Below are 17,857 nucleotides of genomic sequence, written 5' to 3'. Positions count from 1 at the left end.
AGGTTGCGCGGTGGGGTGACCGGGGTGTGGCAGGGAATGGCGGTCGTACGGTACAGGCCCGGTCACCTTTGAAAGCGACCGCCTGCCACATCAGCGGCGGACAGTTTAACCGACTCGCTGCTTTGGCCCGAATGCTGCAAAAACAGTTCAATCCTGAGCGATCCGCAGCGCGGTGGCGCTGGCCAGAGGGCACACCGCCAGGGCGACCAGAAGCACCGCCGACAGCAGCGCCAGATGCGACTGTATGCCCAGTCCGGCACGCCATGCATCGAGCGCACCGGCGCCGAAGATCAGCACCGGCACGTACAGCGGCAGTACCAGCAGCGCGATCAGCGCACCACCGCCACGCAGGCCCAGAGTCAGCGAGGCACCGACTGCGCCGAGCAGCGACAGCGAGGGCGTGCCGACCAGCAGCGTGGCGCACACGATCAGGGTTTCGTCGGCCGACAGGTTGAACTGCAGCCCGATCAGCGGCGCAATCACGACCAGCGGCAGGCCGGTCAGCAGCCAGTAGGCGCATACCTTGCCCAGCACGATGACGGGCAAGGGCTCGACCGACAGCAGCATCTGTTCCAGCGTGCCGTCGGCTTCGTCCGATTCGAACAGCCGGCTGACCGACAGCAGCGTCGCCAGCAGCGCGGCGACCCACATGACGCCGGCCGCGATGTGGCTCAGTTGCTCCGGTTCCGGCCCGACTCCCAACGGAAAAAGGCTGGTCACCAGCAGGAAGAAGCCGAGCGCGGTCAGCACGTCGGAGCGCCGTCGCCAGGCCAGCAGCAGGTCGCGGCGCACCACCGACACGAACAGCCTCAGCATGCGTAATCATCCAGATTGAGTGTCTGCCGGCGCTCGGCTTCGATGTCCACCGGCTGATGCGTGGTGTAGATCAGCGCGCCACCCCGTCGCAGATGCGCGGCCATCGCCGCAGCCAGCACCGCAACGGCGCGCACGTCGAGCGCAGTGAAAGGTTCGTCGAGTATCCACAGCGCGCTGCGCGTATCGGCCAGCAGGCGCGCCAGCGCCACGCGCCGGCGCTGACCTTGCGACAGGCTGCGCGCCGGCACATCGAGACGCGCGGCCAGACCGATGTCGACCAGCGCCTCGAGCAGCACTGTGTCGGCGATGCGCTCGCCGGCGATGGCGGCACTCGCGTGCAGGTTTTCCAGCGGCGTGAAATCGTCCTTCACGCCGTTGCGGTGACCCAGATACAGCATGCCGCCGCGCCAGTCGTCGCGCACCGACCGGGCCGGCTGGCCACGCCAGCGCAGCTCGCCCGATTCCGGTTCCGACAGGCCGCACAGGATGCGCAGCAGGCTGGTCTTGCCACTGCCGTTGGCACCGGCGACGTGCAGCAACTCACCCTCGCCGAGCGTCAGGTCGAGCCCGGCGAACAGCCGCGCACGACCGCGCACACAGGTCAGGGCGCGGGTTTCAAGCAGCGGGGCGGAAGATTCAGGCATGGACGGTTCGGACAGCATGAACGGCGCCGCGACGGGTGGGCGGCCGCGAATTATCCGTTAAACCGGTGCGCGAAGGTCTGGTGATGTGAGCGGGCAGGGGCTCCGGCATCGCGTCGCGGGCCCGGAGCGAGGCAGGACGAATCGCGAAAGCAGTAAAGGGACGGAAACGACACAAAGAAAAACGGCTCGCGAAGGAGTCGCGAGCCGCACAAAAGAACCGGTTCAGTCCGCTGGCAAACCGGCCTCCCCATTGCCCCCTGCCACCGGCCACCGTCCGAGGAGCCGTCGGGCGGTGGCCACAGAGCTGGCACGGAAGTTCTAGCAGGGGATGTGCCAGTCCAATAAAATATCTCAAGTCTCTGATTTCATTATGTTCTCTCATCCCGCCCCGGTTTTCGCATTCAGCAGACGTTGCACAATGCAGCGGCCCGGGCTATTCATGCCTGTCCGACCGACGAAAACCCGCATGAAACTGACCGATGCGCCGTTCGCATTACCGTTGAAATCCGCAACGCAACGTTTCAACATGCAATTGATGAAACTGTTGCCCCGATCGCTGCACGGCAAGATCCTGCTCGGCTACATCGTGCTCGGCGGCCTGTTCGTGCTGCTGGTGTTCGCAGCACTCGAACAGGTGCGCGGCCTGCTGTCGCACGTCGACGACGAATACAAGGTCACGCGCATGCACGATGTGGTGCGCGAGGCGCGCCGGCTGGAGAAGAATTACCTGCTGTTCCGCAAACCATCGGAACTGAAGGCGGCAGTGAGCAAGGCGGAAGAGGCGCTGGCGCTGATCGGGCGCGACCGCCCGCTGATGCAGCGCGCCGCACCCGGCTTTGCGCTCGACGAACTTGAGCAGTCGCTGACTGACTGGCGCGACCTGCTGGACGACCGCCTGCAGCGCCGCATCAAGCCGACCGACCCGATTTCGCCGCTGGAAGAGCGCATGGAGGCCGTCGGCAAACAGGTGTTCGACAGCAGCGAACGCCTGTCCGACCAGGCGCGCGAAGCCATGCGCAGCGCGCTGACCGGTCAGGAATCGCGGCTGTACGTGATCATGTTCGCCGCCATCGTGCTGGTACTGGGCATTGGCCAGCTGGTGACACGGCGCGTCGTGGTACCGCTGCGCGAGGTCGAAAGCGATCTGGCGCGGGTCGGTACCGGCAATCTGGCGCGCCTGACGCCGCGCGACCACGACGACGAGATCGCGGCGCTGGTCGACGCCTTCAATCGGGCGCTCGGCGACCTCGAAGAACGCCAGCTGGCCGTACTGCGCACCGCGCGGCTGGCCTCGCTGGGCACCATGCTGTCCGGCGTGGCACACGAGCTGAACAACCCGCTGTCCAATATTTCGCTCAACGCCCAGCTGCTGCTCGAAGAACCCGAGCGGAGCGACGCCACCCCGCTCAATGCCTTTGTCGAACAGATCGACGATCAGGTGCAGCGCGCCCAGCGCATCGTGCGCACGCTGCTCGCCTTCGCGCGCGACAGCCACTTCGCGCTGGTGCGCCAGCCACTGCGGCCACTGGTCGAGGAAACCATCGCGCTGCTGCGCGCCGAACAGCCGGACGCCGGCGACGCCGTCACGCTGCACATCGACCCGGCGCTGGAAATCCACGCCGACGGCCAGCGCATCCAGCAGGCGCTGCTCAACCTGATCCGCAATGCGCTCGAAGCCTGCGACGAAACCGCGACCACGCCCCACATCGTGGTCAGCGGCATGCAGCGCGACGGCGGCACGGCGATCGAAGTGTGCGACAACGGCCCCGGCATTGCGCCGGGCAATCTGCAGCGCGTGTTCGACCCTTTCTTCACGACCAAACCGGTCGGCAAGGGCTCCGGGCTCGGGCTGTTCGTGGTGCATGAAATCGCGGCCGAACACGGCGGCCGGGTCAGCATCGCTCTCGAACCGGACGGCGGCGCCTGCGTCACGGTCTGGATACCAGCGGAGGAAACATCATGAGTGGAGCACGCGTACTGCTGGTCGATGACGAGGCGGTTGCCCGCGAGGGGCTGGCCACTGCCCTGCGGCGCGACGGCTTCGATGTCACGACCGCCGACAACGGCGACAGCGCACTGGCGCTGCTGCGCGCGCGCGACTTCGAGGTCATGCTGACCGACGTGCGCATGCCCGGCATGGATGGCCTCGATCTGTTGCGCCGCGCGCGCGAGGCCTGGCCCGACATGGAAGTGCTCGTGGTGACCGGCTTTGCGACCACCGAATCGGCGGTCGAGGCAATGCGCACCGGCGCCTTCTATTACATTTCCAAGCCATTCCGGCTGGGCGAGGTGCGCAAGCTGGTGCGCGAGGCGGCCGACAAGGCGCAGTTGCGCGCCGAAAACCACCGTTTGCGCCAGTTGGTCGAGCAGGCCGCCGAAGAACGCATCATCACGCGCGACGGCGGCATGCGCGCCATTCTCGACATCGCGCGCGGCGTGGCGCCGACCGATTGCAACGTGCTCATCGTCGGCGAAACAGGTACCGGCAAGGAATTGCTGGCGCGCCACCTGCACGCGCACAGTCGACGCGCCGGCGGGCCTTTCGTGGCGATCAATTGCGGCGCGCTGAGCGAAGACCTGCTGGCCAACGAACTGTTCGGTCACGAAAAGGGCGCCTATACAGGCGCCCAGCAATCGCGCGGCGGCCTGGTCGAGGCGGCGCAGTGCGGTACGCTGTTTCTCGACGAAGTAACCGAAATGTCTGCGGCGATGCAGGTCAAGCTGCTGCGACTGTTGCAGGAGCGGGAATACATGCGGGTCGGCGGCACCGAGCCGGTGCGTGCCGACGTGCGTTTTCTCGCGGCCACCAATCGCGAACCGCGCAGTGCGGTCGAAGCCGGCACGTTCCGGCAGGACATCTACTTCCGGCTCAATGTGGTCACGCTGCAGTTGCCGCCGTTGCGTGCCCGGCGCGAAGACATTCCGCTGCTGGCGCAACAGTTCCTGCGACGCGCCGCACTGGCGATGGGCAAGCCGGTCACCGCCATCGCGCCGTCGGCGATGCAGAAGCTTTGCGCCTACGACTACCCGGGTAATGTGCGCGAGCTTGAAAACCTGATCGAACGCGGCGTGGCACTGGCCAGCGGCAGCATGCTGGGCGAGGCGGACCTGCCGGCCGGATTTGCCGCGTCGGCGGTTCATCGCGATGCGGGCAGCCGCACGGGTGGCGAAATCCGCACGCTGGAAAGCGTCGAGCGCTCGCACATCCTCGACGTGCTGGCCGAAGTCGGCGGCAACCGCGCCATGGCAGCGCGCCTGCTCGGCATCGACCGCGTGTCGCTGTGGCGCAAGTTGCGCCGCTATGAAGAACTGGGGCTGATCGAAGCCGGCGACACCGACGGCGCACTGCGGCTGCGCGACGCGCCTGCCTGATTGCACCAGATCGGTGCGCGCACCGTCTGCGTGCATCGGCCGATCGCAGGCAAACCCGCGCCGGTGCATGGAAGACGACCGGTGCACCGTTTGGCACGCTTGATGCAGGGCTGGTGCATCGCTTCGACGTGCGCACCGTGTTTGCCAACCTCCACCACCTGTCGCATCACGCTGCCTGGCGGCACCAGCTCGAAATGTTGCTGGAGTCGGCCGGCGAAGGGATCTACGGCATCGACCAGCGTGGCCGCTGCATCTTCATCAATCGCGCCGGCGCCGAACTGATCGGTTTCGACGCCGACGAAGTGCTCGGCCGCAACATGCACTACCTGATCCACCACGCGCATTCCGACGGCCGCTGTTACGAGGTCGAGGACTGTCCGATCTTCCGTGCCTTCCAGGAAGGGCGCGGCGTGCGGGTCGAATCCGAAGTGCTGTGGCGGCGCGACGGCAGCGCCTTTCCGGCCGAGTACACGTCCTACCCGATCCGCGACGCCGGCCAGATTGTCGGCGCCGTGGTCACCTTCGCCGACATCAGCGAACGCAAGCAGGCCGAGGCGGTGCTGCGCGCCAATCATGCCGAACTGGAACGGCGCGTGTCGGAACGCACCGCCGCGCTGTCACAGGCCAACGCACGGCTGCAGCAATCGCACGGCGCGCTGCAACGGCTGTCGGCGCACCTGCAGCAGGTGCGCGAGGACGAGCGCGCCCACATCGCACGCGAAATCCACGACGAACTGGGCGCGTCGCTGACCGCGCTGCAGTTCGACCTGAACTGGCTGCGCGCCAAGTTGGCGCGCGACGACACGCTCGAACGCAAATTCGACGACATGGTCGGCGTGACCCGGCAGGCGCTGGGCGCGGTGCGGCGCATCCTGACCGACCTGCGGCCCGGCGTGCTCGACCACCTCGGCCTGTGGGCGGCGATCGAGTGGCAGTTGCAAGAAATGCAGGCGCGCAGCGGCGTGCGCTGCACGCTGCACGTGCCTGACGCCGGGCCGGAGCGCCGGCTCGGGCGCAGCGCCGAAGTGGCGGTGTATCGCGTCGTACAGGAAGTGCTGACCAATATCGCGCGTCACGCTGGCGCCACCGAAGTGCAGGTGGAGGTGACCGGCGCGGCCAGCCACATCGAATTGCGCATCTGCGACAACGGTCGCGGCATGCAGGTGCCGGCACAGCCCACCTCGTTCGGCCTGCTCGGCATGTACGAACGCACCCGCGTGCTGGGCGGCGAATTGCAGATCGACAGCGCACCGGGCGCCGGCACGACGGTCACGCTGCGCGTACCGGATTCGACCCGATGAATTCCTTCATGGACGCCACCCGCCCCACGCGCGTCGTCATCGTTGACGATCATCTGATGTTGCGCCGGGGCATCGCGCAGATCCTCGGTGAAAACCCGGCCATCGCCGTCGTCGGCGAAGCGGCTGGCGGCCCGGACCTGATGCGACTGTTGCGCACCGACGGTGCCGACGTGGTGCTGCTCGACATCGCGCTGAATGACCGCGACGGCTTCGACGTGCTGAAGCAGCTGCGCAGCGAATTCCCGCAGGTCGCGGTGCTGATGCTGTCCACCTATCCGGAATCGCAGTTCGGCGTGCGCGCGCTCAAGAGCGGCGCAGCCGGATACCTGAACAAGGGCTGTTCGACCGAACAGCTGTTCGACGCCATCGCCCGCGTCGCGCGCGGCGGCCTGTTCGTGACACCCGAACTGGCCGAGCGGCTGGCTTTCGGCGTGCGCAGCGACACCCCCGCCAGCCCGCTGGACAGCCTGTCGAACCGCGAAATGCAGGTGCTCAAGCTGCTCGCCAGCGGCCACAGCGTGGGCGACATCGCGCGCGAACTGTCGCTGTCGGCCAACACCATCAGCACCTATCGGGCGCGATTGTTCGAAAAACTCGACATCAAGAACCCGGTCGAACTGGTGAGCTTTGCCGCCCGCCATCAACTGGTGACGCTGTGATCCTTCGTGCCTGACCGGCGAGCAGGAAGCTTGCGGTGGTGCCGTGAGCGGCGTTCCCGCCGCGATCAGGCCGCCATCACTGACTCATCCGGGAGACCCACCATGTCACTGCCCGCCCACCCCAAGGCCCTGCTGATCGATCTGGCGGGCGTGCTGCATGTCGGCGACCAGGTCATCCCCGGTTCGATCGAAGCGCTCGCCCGGCTGCGCGCCGCCGGTCTGCCGCTGCTGTTCCTGACCAACACGACGCGCACGCCGCTGCGCACGCTGGTCGCCAAGATGAATGCGCTCGGCTTCGCCATGCAGGAGGACGAACTGCTGACCGCACCGGGCGCCACGCTGAATCTGGTGCGTTCGCGCAGGCTGCATCCGCACTGGGTCGTGCACCCCGACCTGCGCAGCGAAGTCGGGCCCGATGCCACCGAGCCCGATGCGGTCGTGCTGGGCGATGCCGGGCCCTGCTTCGACTATGCAACCCTGAACACCGCCTTCCGCCTGATCCAGCGCGGACTGCCCTTCATCGCGATGGCGCGCAACCGGACTTTCAAGGAAGAAGACGGCCTGTCGCTCGACATGGGCGCCTTCGTCGCCGCACTCGAATACAGCACCGGCGTCGCGGCGGAAATCGCCGGCAAACCTGCGGCGCCCTTCTTCCAGGCCGCGCTCGACCGCCTCGGCGTGGCGGCCGCCGACGCCATCATGGTCGGCGACGACCTGCGCGACGATATCGGCGGTGCACAGGCGCTGGGCATCGCCGGCGTGCTGGTGCGCACCGGCAAGTACTCACCCGCGGACGAAAGTCACCCGGACATCCGCCCGGATGCCATCCACGACGATTTCGCCCATCTCGCCGCCTGCCTTGCTTGACGCGCCGTCGCGTGCTTGACGACCGGATCGCGAGCAGGGCTCGCTCCTACAGGAGAACCACGACGCCCTTGTAGGAGCGACCCCCGGTCGCGATCAACACGTCGATCCTGCGCCGTCGCGTGTTTTGGCGACCGGATCGCGAGCAGGGCTCGCTCCTACAGGAAAACCGCGACGCCCTTGTAGGAGCGCCCCCCGGTCGCGATCAACACGTCGATCAGTCGCCGCGTGCCTTGCGGTCACGCTCGCGCAGAGCAGCCAGTTTTTCGGCGATCTTCGCCTCCATGCCGCGATCGGTCGGCTGGTACCACTGCGGCTCGGGCATGCCGTCGGGCAGGTAGTGCTCGCCGGCCGCATAGCCGTCCTGCTCGCTGTGCGCATAACGGTACTCCGCACCGAAGCCCATGTTCTTCATCATTTTCGTCGGCGCGTTGCGCAGGTGCATCGGCACCGGGCGCGAACCGTCTTCGGCCACGAAGCGGCGGGCCGCGTTATAGGCCATGTAGACGGCGTTCGACTTGGCGGCGCAGGCGAGAAAGATGACCGCCTGGGCGAGCGCCAGTTCGCCCTCGGGCGAACCGAGCCGCTCGTAGGTCTGGCAAGCCTGCAGCGAAAGTTCAAGCCCGCGCGGGTCGGCCAGACCGATGTCCTCGACCGCCATGCGCACGATGCGCCGGCCCAGGTAGAGCGGATCGGCGCCACCGTCGAGCATGCGCACGAACCAGTACAGCGCGGCATCCGGGTTGGAGCCGCGCACCGACTTGTGCAGCGCCGAAATCTGGTCGTAGAAGGCGTCGCCGCCCTTGTCGAAGCGGCGCAGATTGCGCGACAGCGTGCTGTCGACGAACGCCGCAGTGACCGGATCGACCCTGGCGGTGCGCGCCGCGGTATCGAGTTGTTCGAGCAGATTCAGCAACTTGCGGGCATCACCATCGGCAAAGCCGATCAACCGGGCGCGCGCGTCGTCGTCGAAAGCCAGCCCGTTCAGGGCGCCGGTGCGGGCGCGCTCGAACAACGCCTGCAATTCGTCCTCATTCAAGCTCTGCAATACGTACACGGCGGCGCGCGACAGCAGCGCGGAATTGACTTCGAAACTCGGGTTTTCGGTCGTTGCCCCGATGAAGGTGACGGTGCCCGATTCGACATACGGCAGGAAGGCATCCTGCTGCGCCTTGTTGAAGCGGTGCACTTCATCGACGAACAGGATCGTGCGCCGGCCGCTGCTCGCGGCAACCGCTTCGGCGCGCTGCATCGCTTCGCGGATATCCTTCACGCCGGCAAACACGGCTGACAGCGCGGTGAATTCGGCGTCAAACGCTGTCGCCATCAGGCGTGCCAGCGTGGTCTTGCCGACACCCGGCGGGCCCCACAGGATCATCGAGTGCGGAATGCCGGATTCGAACGCCAGGCGCAGCGGCTTGCCGGGCCCGAGCAGGTGCTGCTGGCCGATCACCTCGTCCGGCGTGCGCGGGCGCAGCAGTTCGGCCAGGGGTGCGTGCGCCGGACTTTTCGCTTCGCCCGGCGCAGCACTTGCGCGCGCGGGCGCCACCGGCTCGTCCGGCATGCCGAAAAGATCAGCCATGCGCTCGGGTCACGACGGCAGGACTCACTTTTTCACGTCGTCGCCGATCACATCGGCGCCGGCAGGTGGCGTGAAGCGGAACTGTGCTGCATCAAGCTTCGGATTGCGTTCGAAGCTGTTGAAACGCAGCAAGGTGGTCTGACCGAAGCTGTCGCGCAGCACCATGCCGCGCAGCATGCCGTCGGAGAAACCGATGCGTACCGACTCGAAACCGCCCTCGGCTGCATTGGGTGTGGCGTCCACCCAGCTCAGGCCGTCTTCAACACCACCTTCGCGCAGTTCGAAATTGCGTTCGAGCTCGTTGCGACCGGCGAGCAGCGCAGCAGGCGTCGACGCCAGCGCGTCGCCGAGCGTCTTTACGGTGACCTGGTTCAGATCGCGGTCATGCACCCACAGCTTCTCGCCGTCGCCGACCAGCAACTGGTAGTACGGCTTGTCGTAGGTCCAGCGGAACTTGCCCGGGCGCGAAAACGCCATCGTGCCGCTTGCTTCCTGCGGCTTGCGACCGGACTTTGCGGTCACCCGCTGCTCGAAGCTCGCGCGACCCGACTGGGTCGAGTCGATGAACGAGCGCAACTGCTCGATGCCGCTGGCGGCCGAAGCCGGCAGCGCCAGCAGACACAAAGCGCCGACAACTGACGCCAGCCATGGATGCACCATGATCATTCCTCCCGCACCGGCGCCAGCACTTCGCGACCGCCGGTGGCATTCATGGGTGACACGAGCCCGGACTTCTCCATCTGCTCGATCAGGCGCGCGGCGCGGTTGTAGCCGATGCGCAGGTGACGCTGCACCAGCGAAATCGACGGCCGACGCGTCTTGACGACCACTTCGACCGCCTGATCGTACAAAGGGTCCGCTTCGCCGCCGGCACCGCCCCCCGCGCCTTCGAGCTGCAGCTCGCCGCCGTCGTCATCGGTGGCGCCGGTCAGCAGGCCTTCGATGTAGTCCGGTGCGCCGGTACTTTTCAGGTGATCGACCACCTTGTGCACCTCGCCGTCGGCGACGAAGGCGCCGTGCACGCGTGTCGGCAGACCGGTACCGGGCGCGAGGTAGAGCATGTCGCCCTGACCGAGCAGCGCCTCGGCACCCATCTGGTCGAGGATGGTGCGCGAGTCGATCTTGCTCGACACCTGGAACGCGATGCGGGTCGGGATGTTCGCCTTGATCAGGCCGGTGATCACATCGACGCTCGGTCGCTGCGTCGCCAGTATCAGGTGAATGCCAGCCGCGCGCGCCTTCTGCGCCAGCCGGGCGATCAGCTCTTCGATTTTCTTGCCGGCCACCATCATCAGGTCGGCCAGTTCGTCGATGACGACGACAATCATCGGCAGGGTCTGCAGCGGTTCCGGCGTGTCCGGCGTGATCGAGAACGGATTGTTCAGCGGCACACCGGCCTTCTCGGCTTCCAGCAGGCGGGCGTTGAAGCCGGCCAGATTGCGCACGCCGAGCGTCGACATCAGCTTGTAGCGGCGGTCCATTTCGCCGACGCACCAGTTGAGTGCGTTGGCGGCATGGCGCATGTCGGTCACCACCGGCGCCAGCAGATGCGGAATGCCTTCGTAAACAGACAGTTCCAGCATTTTCGGGTCGATCATGATGAGCCGGATGCGGCTCGGATCAGCCTTGTACAGCAGCGACAGGATCATCGCGTTGATCGCCACCGACTTGCCCGAGCCGGTCGTACCGGCGACCAGCACATGCGGCATGCGCGCCAGATCGGCCACCACCGGCAGGCCGCCGATGTCCTTGCCGAGCGCCATCGTCAGCGGGCTCACCATGTCGTGATAGGCAACCGAACCGAGGATTTCCGACAGGCGCACGATCTGCCGGCGTGCGTTGGGGATTTCCAGCCCCATGCAGCTCTTGCCCGGAATGGTTTCAACCACGCGGATGCTGGTGACCGACAGCGCACGCGCCAGATCCTTCACCAGACCGACGATCTGGCTGCCCTTGACGCCGGTCGCCGGCTCGATTTCGTAGCGCGTGACGACCGGGCCCGGATAGGCGGCCAGCACCTTCACCTCGACGTTGAAATCGGCCAGCTTGCGTTCGATCTGGCGCGAAATGAGTTCCAGCGTTTCCGGGCTGGGCGGTTCGATGTCCGGCTTCGCTTCGTCGAGCAGGGCGAGCGGCGGCAGCGATCCGGGCAGGTTGGCGAACAGCGTCTGCTGGCGCTCCTGATTGACCCGTTCCGACTGCTGCACCTCGACTTCGGGCACTTCGATGCGGATCGGTTCGCGCCGGCGCGACGGCTTGCGTCGCTCGGCTTCGACCACCGCTTCGCGCTGCTCGGCCACCTGCTGGCCGACCCGTCGGTCGCGCCAGGTGGTGAAGGCGCGCACGCTGCCGAACCACACAAGTTCCAGCGCCCGGCCGACCGCTTCGGCCGCACCGAGCCAGGTGACGCCGGTCATGCCGCTCAGCCCGACGCCGAGCGACACCAACAACAGCAGCGTGCCGCCGGTGAAGCCGAATCCGCTGCTCAGCAGTTGCCCGAGTTCGTTGCCCAGCATGCCGCCCGGCCCGACCGGCAGTTCGGCGGCCAGGCTGTGGAAGCGCACCGCTTCGAGCGCGCTGCTCGACAGCAGCACCAGCAGGAAACCTCCGAGCGCGACGTAGAGCGGGCGGCGATCGAGCCGGCGCTCGCTCGCGCGCGACAGCCAGACGCAGCCGCCGATCAGCAGGGCCACCCACCACCAGGCCGACAGCCCGAACAGGAACAGCGCCAGATCGGCCAGCCAGGCACCGAAACGACCGGCCGGGTTGGACAGCCCTTCGGACGCGGCGGCATGCGACCAGCCCGGATCGGCGCGGTCGTAACCGCCCAGCGCCATGACGAGGTAGAGCGCCAGCGCGGCAAGGACCAGCCAGCGGGCCTCGTGCAGCACGGCAGCGATGCGTTCGGGAAGGGGAAGTTGCTGAGCGTCTTTCGCCACAGGGGAGATGGCGCGGGGCCGGGGTGAAAACAAGCCCGATTATAAGACGCGGGCCGCATCAGCGGCCCGTGTCGGAAAGCGGCAACCTGGAAGCGTCAAACGGTTTCGAGACGTTCGCGCAGGTGGATCTTGCCGTTGGCTTCTTCGATCAGGCCCTGCAGGTGCAGGTCCTTCATGACGCGCGACACCATTTCGCGCGACGCGCCGATCATCTTGGCGATGTCCTGCTTGGAAATCTTGCGGTTCACGACCTTCTGGCCATCCACCTCGTCGGCCATTTCGAGCAGCAGGCGCGCCACGCGACCATAGACGTCCATCAGCGCCAGGCTTTCGATCTTGCGGTCGGCGGTGCGCAGGCGCGCCACCAGATTGCGCATGATGAACATCGACACGTCGAAGTTCTCCTGCAGCACGCGCTTGAAGTCGCTCTTGGCAATGACGATCAGGTCGCTCGGCACCACCGACACCACGGTGGCCGAACGCGGGTTGTCGTCCAGCACGCCCATCTCGCCGAACAACTCGCCCGGGCCGAGCATCGACAGGATGACTTCGCGACCCTCCTCGTCGCTCACCAGCACCTTCAGGCTGCCGGACAGGATGAGATAGACAAAATCCGTCTTGTCACCGGCGCGGACCACGATGGAACCGCGCGGCACGCGCCGCATGTTGGATACCTTGGCGACCGGGTCGAGTGAGCTGTCGGGCAGCCCGCTGAACATCGAAAACGTGCGCAAAGCCGTAACTGAAACGGGGTGAGCCGTTACCATCTCAAGACCTCCTGATGCGAGCATGCCTGACAGGAACAGGCTGCGCCGCTTTGAATGGATCGTCGCGCCTGTGGTCATTCTCCGGGCCACTGCGTCGTCGCCGGAGGTGGGGTTGAGCCACAAACACTGATGCGGCCCTGATTATAGGGACTTTTCCACAGTGGAAACAAATTGCCCCAATATCTGTCTTGTTTATCGGGCGGATGACACAAGAACTTGAGAGCGATTGTGCGCGGGCGCGATCGCTATAATCCGTCGCTTCCGCTCTTCCCCGTTTCCGGCGCGCCCGGCTTTGCAGAGCGCCCGCGATTTCAGGCGCTGGCAGTTTTCAGGCTTCGTCGATCTTCCACCTCACCGGAATCAAGTCATGGCTTCACGGCACTCGCGTCTTCTCATTCTGGGCTCCGGCCCCGCCGGCTACACCGCTGCGGTCTATGCCGCGCGCGCCAATCTCAAACCCGTGCTGATCACCGGCATGGCCCAGGGCGGCCAGCTGATGACCACGACCGATGTCGACAACTGGCCGGCCGATGCCGAAGGCGTGCAGGGCCCGGATCTGATGGCGCGCTTCCAGCGCCACGCCGAGCGCTTCGAAACCGAGTTGCTGTTCGACCACATCCACACTGCCCATCTGACCGAAAAGCCGATACGGCTGGTCGGCGACAATGGTGAATACACCTGCGACGCGCTGATCATCGCGACCGGTGCCAGCGCCAAATATCTGGGCCTGCCATCGGAAGAGACCTTCGCCGGCAAGGGCGTGTCGGCCTGCGCGACCTGCGACGGCTTCTTCTACCGCAACCAGGATGTCGCGGTCATTGGCGGCGGCAACACCGCGGTCGAAGAGGCGCTGTACCTGTCCAACATCGCGCGCCACGTAACCGTGGTGCACCGTCGCGACAAGTTCAAGTCCGAAAAAATCCTGCAGGACAAGCTGTTCGACAAGCAGAAGCAGGGCAAGGTGACGATCCGCTGGCACAGCACGCTGGACGAGGTGCTGGGCGACAAGACCGGCGTGACCGGCATGCGCGTCAAATCGACGCTCGACGGCGCGACCGAAGACGTCCAGCTGTCCGGCGTGTTCATCGCGATCGGCCACCAGCCGAACACTTCGTTGTTCGAGGGGCAGCTCGACATGGAAGGCGGTTACATCGTCACCAAGGCCGGACGTCAGGGCGATTTCACGGCAACCAGCATCCCCGGCGTATTTGCCGCCGGCGACGTGCAGGACCACATCTACCGTCAGGCAGTGACCAGCGCCGGTACTGGCTGCATGGCCGCGCTCGATGCCGAGCGTTACCTCGACAGCCTCGGTCTGGCCTGAACCCGGGTGGACATGAAGCGCGATGTCGTCCAACAAGAGGCGGCGCCACCCGGCGCCGGCGCTGCCCGACGCTGAAGATATCGCGCTGTTCAGGCAGGCGGTGGAAGGCGTGCATCGTCTATCCACGGACCGCATCCTGCTCGAAACTCCGCCGCCGCGCGCCTGGCCGGTGCAGCGTGAAGCGGACGACCGCTCGGTGCTGGCCGAATCGATCCGCGGACCGCTGTCGACCGATCTGCGTCTGGAAGGCGGCGAGGAACCGTCGTTCCTGCGCGCCGGCCTGGGCAAGCAGGTGCTGCGCGACCTGCGACGCGGCCGCTGGGTGTCGCAGGGGCAGATCGACCTTCACGGCGCCACGCGCGATGCCGCACACGATCTGGTGGTCGGTTTCATGCACGATGCGCACCGGCGCGGCCTGCGCTGCGTGCGGGTCATTCACGGCAAGGGGCTGGGTTCGCCCGGGCGGGAGCCGGTGCTGAAAGGACTGGTGCTGGGCTGGCTGATGCACCGCCAGGAGGTGCTGGCCTTTTGTCAGGCCCGGCCGCACGAAGGCGGCGCAGGGGCCCTGATGGTGCTGCTCAAACCGATGTCCGGCCAGTAGGCCCGGCTCGCCGCGGAACCCGGCGGCGTCAGATGGCTTCTTCGCCCGACTCACCGGTACGGATGCGGATGACCTGTTCGACCGACATGACGAAAATCTTGCCGTCACCGATCTTGCCGGTGCGGGCGGCCTTGATGATGGCCTCGACCGCGCGATCGACGGTTTCGTCCGCCACGATGACTTCGATCTTGATCTTGGGCAGGAAATCGACGACGTACTCGGCGCCCCGGTACAGCTCGGTATGGCCTTTCTGCCGGCCGAAACCCTTCACTTCGGTCACCGTCAGACCCGTCACGCCCACTTCGGACAACCCTTCACGGACCTCATCGAGCTTGAATGGCTTGATGACGGCTTCGATTTTTTTCATGGTGCGTTCTCCTCGCTAAGGCCGCGAAGTATAAAGGCTTCAAGCCTCACTGACAGCGCCGTTAGGCGCGTTACTCGCCCGAACTGATGGACGCAGTCATCAAGGCGGCTGCGCCACGACGTGTTCCTGATGGACATGAGCATGCCGGCGATGGACGGCCTCGGAGCCACCCGCGCCATCCGCGCACACGCCGGAGCGCAGCCGCGCATCATCGCGCTGACCGCCAACGCCTTCGACACCGACCGCCGCAAGTGCATCGACGCCGGCATGGACGACTTTCTGGCCAAGCCGATCAACTTTGCTCAGATGGCCGAGAAGCTTGCTCAGGTTTCGTCGACATAGCGACTGGTGATGGGATACCGCCAATCCTTCCCGAACCCCCGTTCCGTCACCCTCACCCCCGGCGGCGCCTGTCTGCGCTTGTACTCATTGCGCTTCAGCAACCCGATCACCCGCTTCACATCCGCTTCGGCAAAACCCTGAGCGATGATTTCGCGCGGTGATTCGTCGCGCTCCATGTAGGCCTGGATGATGGCATCGAGGGTTTCGTAGGGCGGCAGGCTGTCCTGGTCGGTCTGGTCGGGGCGCAGTTCGGCGGACGGGGCGCGGGTCAGGATGTTGTCGGGGATGTCGGGGCGCTGGCTGTTGCGCCAGGCGCACAGGCGATAGACGAAGGTCTTGTAGATGTCCTTGATCACCGCGAAACCGCCTGCCAGGTCGCCGTAGAGCGTGGAATAGCCGACGGCCATTTCGCTCTTGTTGCCGGTGGTGAGCACGATGGCGCCGGTCTTGTTGGAGAGCGCCATCAGCATGATCATGCGGGCGCGTGCCTGCACGTTTTCTTCGGTGGTGTCGGCCGCAGCGTCGCCGAACAGCGGCTTCAACATCTGCTCGAAAGTGGCCATGGCCGGGGCGATGGACACTTCGTCGTAGCGCACGCCCAGATTGCGCACCAGTTCGCGCGAGTCGTCGAGGCTCATCTGCGCGGTGTAGGGCGACGGCATCATGACGGCGCGCACGTTCGCGGCGCCGATCGCATCGACAGCGATGCACAGCGTCAGTGCGGAATCGACGCCACCCGACAGGCCGATCAGCGCCTGCTTGAAGCCGTTCTTGCCGAGGTAGTCGCGCACGCCCAGCACCAGCGTTTCGTAACAGTCCTGCTCGACCGGCGTGACCGGCGCCAGCGGCTGGGCGACGATGTCGCCCTCGCTGAATTCGACCGTGGCGAAGTGTTCGCGGCAATGCGGCGCGCGCCAGGCGAGGCGGCCGAGCCGGTCGAGCGCGAACGAGGCGCCGTCGAACACCAGTTCGTCCTGACCGCCGACCAGATTGCAGTACACCGCGGGCATGCCGGTCGCGAGCACGCGTTCGGCCAGCACCTGTTCGCGCGTGACCGGCTTGTCGACGTGGTAGGGCGAGGCGTTGAGCACGGCCAGCAGCTGGGCACCCGCCGCCGCCGCGGCTTCCGGCGCGCCGGCTTCCCACACGTCGGCGCAGATGTTCACGCCGACCTTCACGCCGGCAACTTCAAACACCAGCGGGGCCGTGCCTTCGTCGAAATAACGCTGTTCGTCGAACACTTCGTAATTGGGCAGGCGCTGCTTGAAATAGGTCGCTTCAACGCGGCCGCCCCGCACGACACTGGCGGCGTTGTACAGGCGATCGCCCGTCGCGTGCGGATGCCCGACCAGCAGCGCAAGGCCGGCCGGCGCTTCGGCTGCCAGACGCGCCAGCGCGGCGGCACAGCCACGGATGAAGTCCGGCCGCAGCAGCAGGTCTTCCGGCGGATAGCCGCACAGCGCCAGTTCGGGTGTCAGCAGCAGCCGGGCGCCCTGCTCCACCGCGCGCTGCGCGGCGTCGAGAATCAGGCGGGCGTTGTGGTCGAGGTCGCCGACCACGCAGTTGATCTGCGCAACCGCAATGCGGAGGGTGCTCATGGCCTCACTCCATGCGCAGGAAGTGTTCGCGGTAGAACTTCAGTTCGTCGATCGATTCGTAGATGTCGGCCAGCGCTTCGTGCCGCTGCGCCTTCTTGAACTGCGCCGCGAGCTCGGGCCGCCAGCGCTTGCACAGCTCCTTCAGCGCCGACACGTCGAGATTGCGGTAGTGGAACCAGGCTTCGAGCTGCGGCATGTGGCGGGCGAGGAAGCGGCGGTCCTGACAGATCGAATTGCCGCAGATCGGGCTGGTGCGCTCGGGCAGGTACTGGCTCAGAAACGCGATCATGTCGGTTTCGGCGGCCGCTTCGGTAACGGTCGAGGCGCGCACGCGCTCGGTCAGGCCGGACTTGCCGTGCGTGCTGGTATTCCATTTGTCCATGCCGGCGAGCACTTCGTCGGACTGGTGCACGACAATCACCGGCCCTTCGGCGACCACTTCCAGATGCGCGTCGGTGACCACGCAGGCCAGTTCGATGACGCGGTCGCTGTCCGGATAGAGACCGGTCATTTCCATGTCCAGCCAGACGAGGTAGGTGGGGTCCTGTGCCATAATCGAGAAAATTTCCAAGCGGGATTAATGCGTTCGTCCGAACGCGGATCGGCCTGATTTTGTCACACTCAGGTGACCTGGACTCCGTCTAAATCGGAGTGCCGACAGGAACCGCATCCACCCGAGGC

Annotated in this window: 17 protein-coding genes; 8 read left to right on the top strand and 9 right to left on the bottom strand. The window is 66.1% G+C overall.

Annotated elements, in window-relative coordinates; genetic code table 11:
- Positions 1-147 precede the first annotated feature (147 nt).
- Positions 148-816: a heme exporter protein CcmB gene (ccmB, locus tag Q8Q80_RS01125; RefSeq protein WP_305631159.1), complete on the bottom strand. Its 669-nt coding sequence runs from the start codon at positions 814-816 to the stop codon at positions 148-150.
- Entirely contained in the window at positions 810-1,460 is a 651-nt protein-coding gene (ccmA, locus tag Q8Q80_RS01120) for a cytochrome c biogenesis heme-transporting ATPase CcmA (RefSeq protein WP_305631158.1), read from the bottom strand. The genes ccmB and ccmA overlap by 7 nt, the downstream gene beginning before the upstream one ends.
- 466 nt (positions 1,461-1,926) lie before the next feature.
- Here ccmA and Q8Q80_RS01115 point away from each other — a divergent pair, with 466 nt between their 5' ends.
- The 5 genes from Q8Q80_RS01115 (at position 1,927) to Q8Q80_RS01095 (ending at position 7,659) form a co-directional block, all read left to right on the top strand.
- Positions 1,927-3,423 carry an ATP-binding protein gene (locus Q8Q80_RS01115; RefSeq protein ID WP_305631157.1) on the top strand — a complete coding sequence of 499 codons (1,497 nt, stop codon included), beginning with the start codon at positions 1,927-1,929 and terminating at the stop codon, positions 3,421-3,423.
- Positions 3,420-4,832 (top strand): sigma-54 dependent transcriptional regulator, encoded by a 1,413-nt coding sequence (locus Q8Q80_RS01110; protein ID WP_305631156.1) that lies wholly within the window; start codon positions 3,420-3,422, stop codon positions 4,830-4,832. The genes Q8Q80_RS01115 and Q8Q80_RS01110 overlap by 4 nt, the downstream gene beginning before the upstream one ends.
- A 113-nt stretch (positions 4,833-4,945) precedes the next feature.
- Positions 4,946-6,133, top strand: a complete 1,188-nt coding sequence (locus Q8Q80_RS01105) for a PAS domain-containing sensor histidine kinase (RefSeq protein ID WP_305631155.1) — start codon at positions 4,946-4,948, stop codon at positions 6,131-6,133.
- On the top strand, positions 6,130-6,792 hold the full coding sequence (locus tag Q8Q80_RS01100) for a response regulator transcription factor (protein WP_305631154.1): 663 nt from the start codon (positions 6,130-6,132) through the stop codon (positions 6,790-6,792). The genes Q8Q80_RS01105 and Q8Q80_RS01100 overlap by 4 nt, the downstream gene beginning before the upstream one ends.
- Before the next feature lie 102 nt (positions 6,793-6,894).
- Positions 6,895-7,659 carry a TIGR01458 family HAD-type hydrolase gene (locus tag Q8Q80_RS01095; protein WP_305631153.1) on the top strand — a complete coding sequence of 255 codons (765 nt, stop codon included), beginning with the start codon at positions 6,895-6,897 and terminating at the stop codon, positions 7,657-7,659.
- Positions 7,660-7,873: 214 nt separating this feature from the next.
- Here the strand turns inward: Q8Q80_RS01095 and Q8Q80_RS01090 are convergent, their stop codons facing one another.
- The 4 genes from Q8Q80_RS01090 to Q8Q80_RS01075 form a co-directional block, all read right to left on the bottom strand.
- A complete protein-coding gene (locus Q8Q80_RS01090) occupies positions 7,874-9,238 on the bottom strand; it encodes a replication-associated recombination protein A (protein WP_305631152.1) in 1,365 nt (454 codons plus the stop codon).
- Positions 9,239-9,262: 24 nt separating this feature from the next.
- The gene (lolA, locus tag Q8Q80_RS01085; protein WP_305631151.1) at positions 9,263-9,898 is read right to left on the bottom strand and encodes an outer membrane lipoprotein chaperone LolA; all 636 of its coding nucleotides are present in this window, start codon (positions 9,896-9,898) and stop codon (positions 9,263-9,265) included.
- 2 nt (positions 9,899-9,900) lie between these two features.
- Positions 9,901-12,129 carry a DNA translocase FtsK gene (locus Q8Q80_RS01080; RefSeq protein WP_305631287.1) on the bottom strand — a complete coding sequence of 743 codons (2,229 nt, stop codon included), beginning with the start codon at positions 12,127-12,129 and terminating at the stop codon, positions 9,901-9,903.
- Positions 12,130-12,272: 143 nt separating this feature from the next.
- On the bottom strand, positions 12,273-12,896 hold the full coding sequence (locus Q8Q80_RS01075) for a Crp/Fnr family transcriptional regulator (protein ID WP_257079929.1): 624 nt from the start codon (positions 12,894-12,896) through the stop codon (positions 12,273-12,275).
- Between the two features lie 415 nt (positions 12,897-13,311).
- Here Q8Q80_RS01075 and trxB point away from each other — a divergent pair, with 415 nt between their 5' ends.
- Together trxB and Q8Q80_RS01065 are read left to right on the top strand one after the other, a co-directional pair.
- Positions 13,312-14,268: a thioredoxin-disulfide reductase gene (gene trxB / locus Q8Q80_RS01070; RefSeq protein WP_305631150.1), complete on the top strand. Its 957-nt coding sequence runs from the start codon at positions 13,312-13,314 to the stop codon at positions 14,266-14,268.
- Positions 14,269-14,290: 22 nt separating this feature from the next.
- Positions 14,291-14,869, top strand: coding sequence for a Smr/MutS family protein (locus Q8Q80_RS01065; protein WP_305631149.1), 579 nt, complete (start codon positions 14,291-14,293; stop codon positions 14,867-14,869).
- A gap of 28 nt (positions 14,870-14,897) precedes the next feature.
- On the opposite strand, the gene Q8Q80_RS01060 is transcribed toward Q8Q80_RS01065, so the two are convergent.
- Complete coding sequence (locus Q8Q80_RS01060; RefSeq protein WP_069039828.1) at positions 14,898-15,236, bottom strand: P-II family nitrogen regulator; 339 nt, start codon at positions 15,234-15,236, stop codon at positions 14,898-14,900.
- A gap of 108 nt (positions 15,237-15,344) precedes the next feature.
- On the opposite strand from Q8Q80_RS01060, the gene Q8Q80_RS01055 reads away from it, so the two are divergent.
- Positions 15,345-15,578, top strand: coding sequence for a response regulator (locus Q8Q80_RS01055; protein ID WP_305631286.1), 234 nt, complete (start codon positions 15,345-15,347; stop codon positions 15,576-15,578).
- Here Q8Q80_RS01055 and Q8Q80_RS01050 read toward each other — a convergent pair.
- A complete protein-coding gene (locus Q8Q80_RS01050) occupies positions 15,560-17,176 on the bottom strand; it encodes an NAD+ synthase (protein WP_305631148.1) in 1,617 nt (538 codons plus the stop codon). The genes Q8Q80_RS01055 and Q8Q80_RS01050 overlap by 19 nt on opposite strands.
- Positions 17,177-17,180: 4 nt before the next feature.
- Positions 17,181-17,729, bottom strand: a complete 549-nt coding sequence (gene orn, locus Q8Q80_RS01045) for an oligoribonuclease (protein WP_305612859.1) — start codon at positions 17,727-17,729, stop codon at positions 17,181-17,183.
- Between the last annotated feature and the right edge of the window lie 128 nt (positions 17,730-17,857).

The sequence above is a fragment of the Methyloversatilis sp. genome (assembly GCF_030698125.1).
Taxonomy (GTDB): Bacteria; Pseudomonadota; Gammaproteobacteria; order Burkholderiales; family Rhodocyclaceae; genus Methyloversatilis.
Note: the sequence above shows the minus strand (reverse complement) of the source record. Positions and strands in the feature narration are given on the sequence as shown.

What these genes read in the sequence shown, in the direction of transcription:
- ccmB (WP_305631159.1), bottom strand. Translation starts at nt 816, where the DNA reads ATGCTGAGGCTGTTCGTGTCGGTGGTGCGCCGCGACCTGCTGCTGGCC.
- ccmA (WP_305631158.1), bottom strand. Translation starts at nt 1,460, where the DNA reads ATGCCTGAATCTTCCGCCCCGCTGCTTGAAACCCGCGCCCTGACCTGT.
- Q8Q80_RS01115 (WP_305631157.1), top strand. Translation starts at nt 1,927, where the DNA reads ATGAAACTGACCGATGCGCCGTTCGCATTACCGTTGAAATCCGCAACG.
- Q8Q80_RS01110 (WP_305631156.1), top strand. Translation starts at nt 3,420, where the DNA reads ATGAGTGGAGCACGCGTACTGCTGGTCGATGACGAGGCGGTTGCCCGC.
- Q8Q80_RS01100 (WP_305631154.1), top strand. Translation starts at nt 6,130, where the DNA reads ATGAATTCCTTCATGGACGCCACCCGCCCCACGCGCGTCGTCATCGTT.
- Q8Q80_RS01095 (WP_305631153.1), top strand. Translation starts at nt 6,895, where the DNA reads ATGTCACTGCCCGCCCACCCCAAGGCCCTGCTGATCGATCTGGCGGGC.
- Q8Q80_RS01090 (WP_305631152.1), bottom strand. Translation starts at nt 9,238, where the DNA reads ATGGCTGATCTTTTCGGCATGCCGGACGAGCCGGTGGCGCCCGCGCGC.
- lolA (WP_305631151.1), bottom strand. Translation starts at nt 9,898, where the DNA reads ATGGTGCATCCATGGCTGGCGTCAGTTGTCGGCGCTTTGTGTCTGCTG.
- Q8Q80_RS01075 (WP_257079929.1), bottom strand. Translation starts at nt 12,896, where the DNA reads ATGTTCAGCGGGCTGCCCGACAGCTCACTCGACCCGGTCGCCAAGGTA.
- trxB (WP_305631150.1), top strand. Translation starts at nt 13,312, where the DNA reads ATGGCTTCACGGCACTCGCGTCTTCTCATTCTGGGCTCCGGCCCCGCC.
- Q8Q80_RS01065 (WP_305631149.1), top strand. Translation starts at nt 14,291, where the DNA reads ATGTCGTCCAACAAGAGGCGGCGCCACCCGGCGCCGGCGCTGCCCGAC.
- Q8Q80_RS01060 (WP_069039828.1), bottom strand. Translation starts at nt 15,236, where the DNA reads ATGAAAAAAATCGAAGCCGTCATCAAGCCATTCAAGCTCGATGAGGTC.
- Q8Q80_RS01050 (WP_305631148.1), bottom strand. Translation starts at nt 17,176, where the DNA reads ATGAGCACCCTCCGCATTGCGGTTGCGCAGATCAACTGCGTGGTCGGC.
- orn (WP_305612859.1), bottom strand. Translation starts at nt 17,729, where the DNA reads ATGGCACAGGACCCCACCTACCTCGTCTGGCTGGACATGGAAATGACC.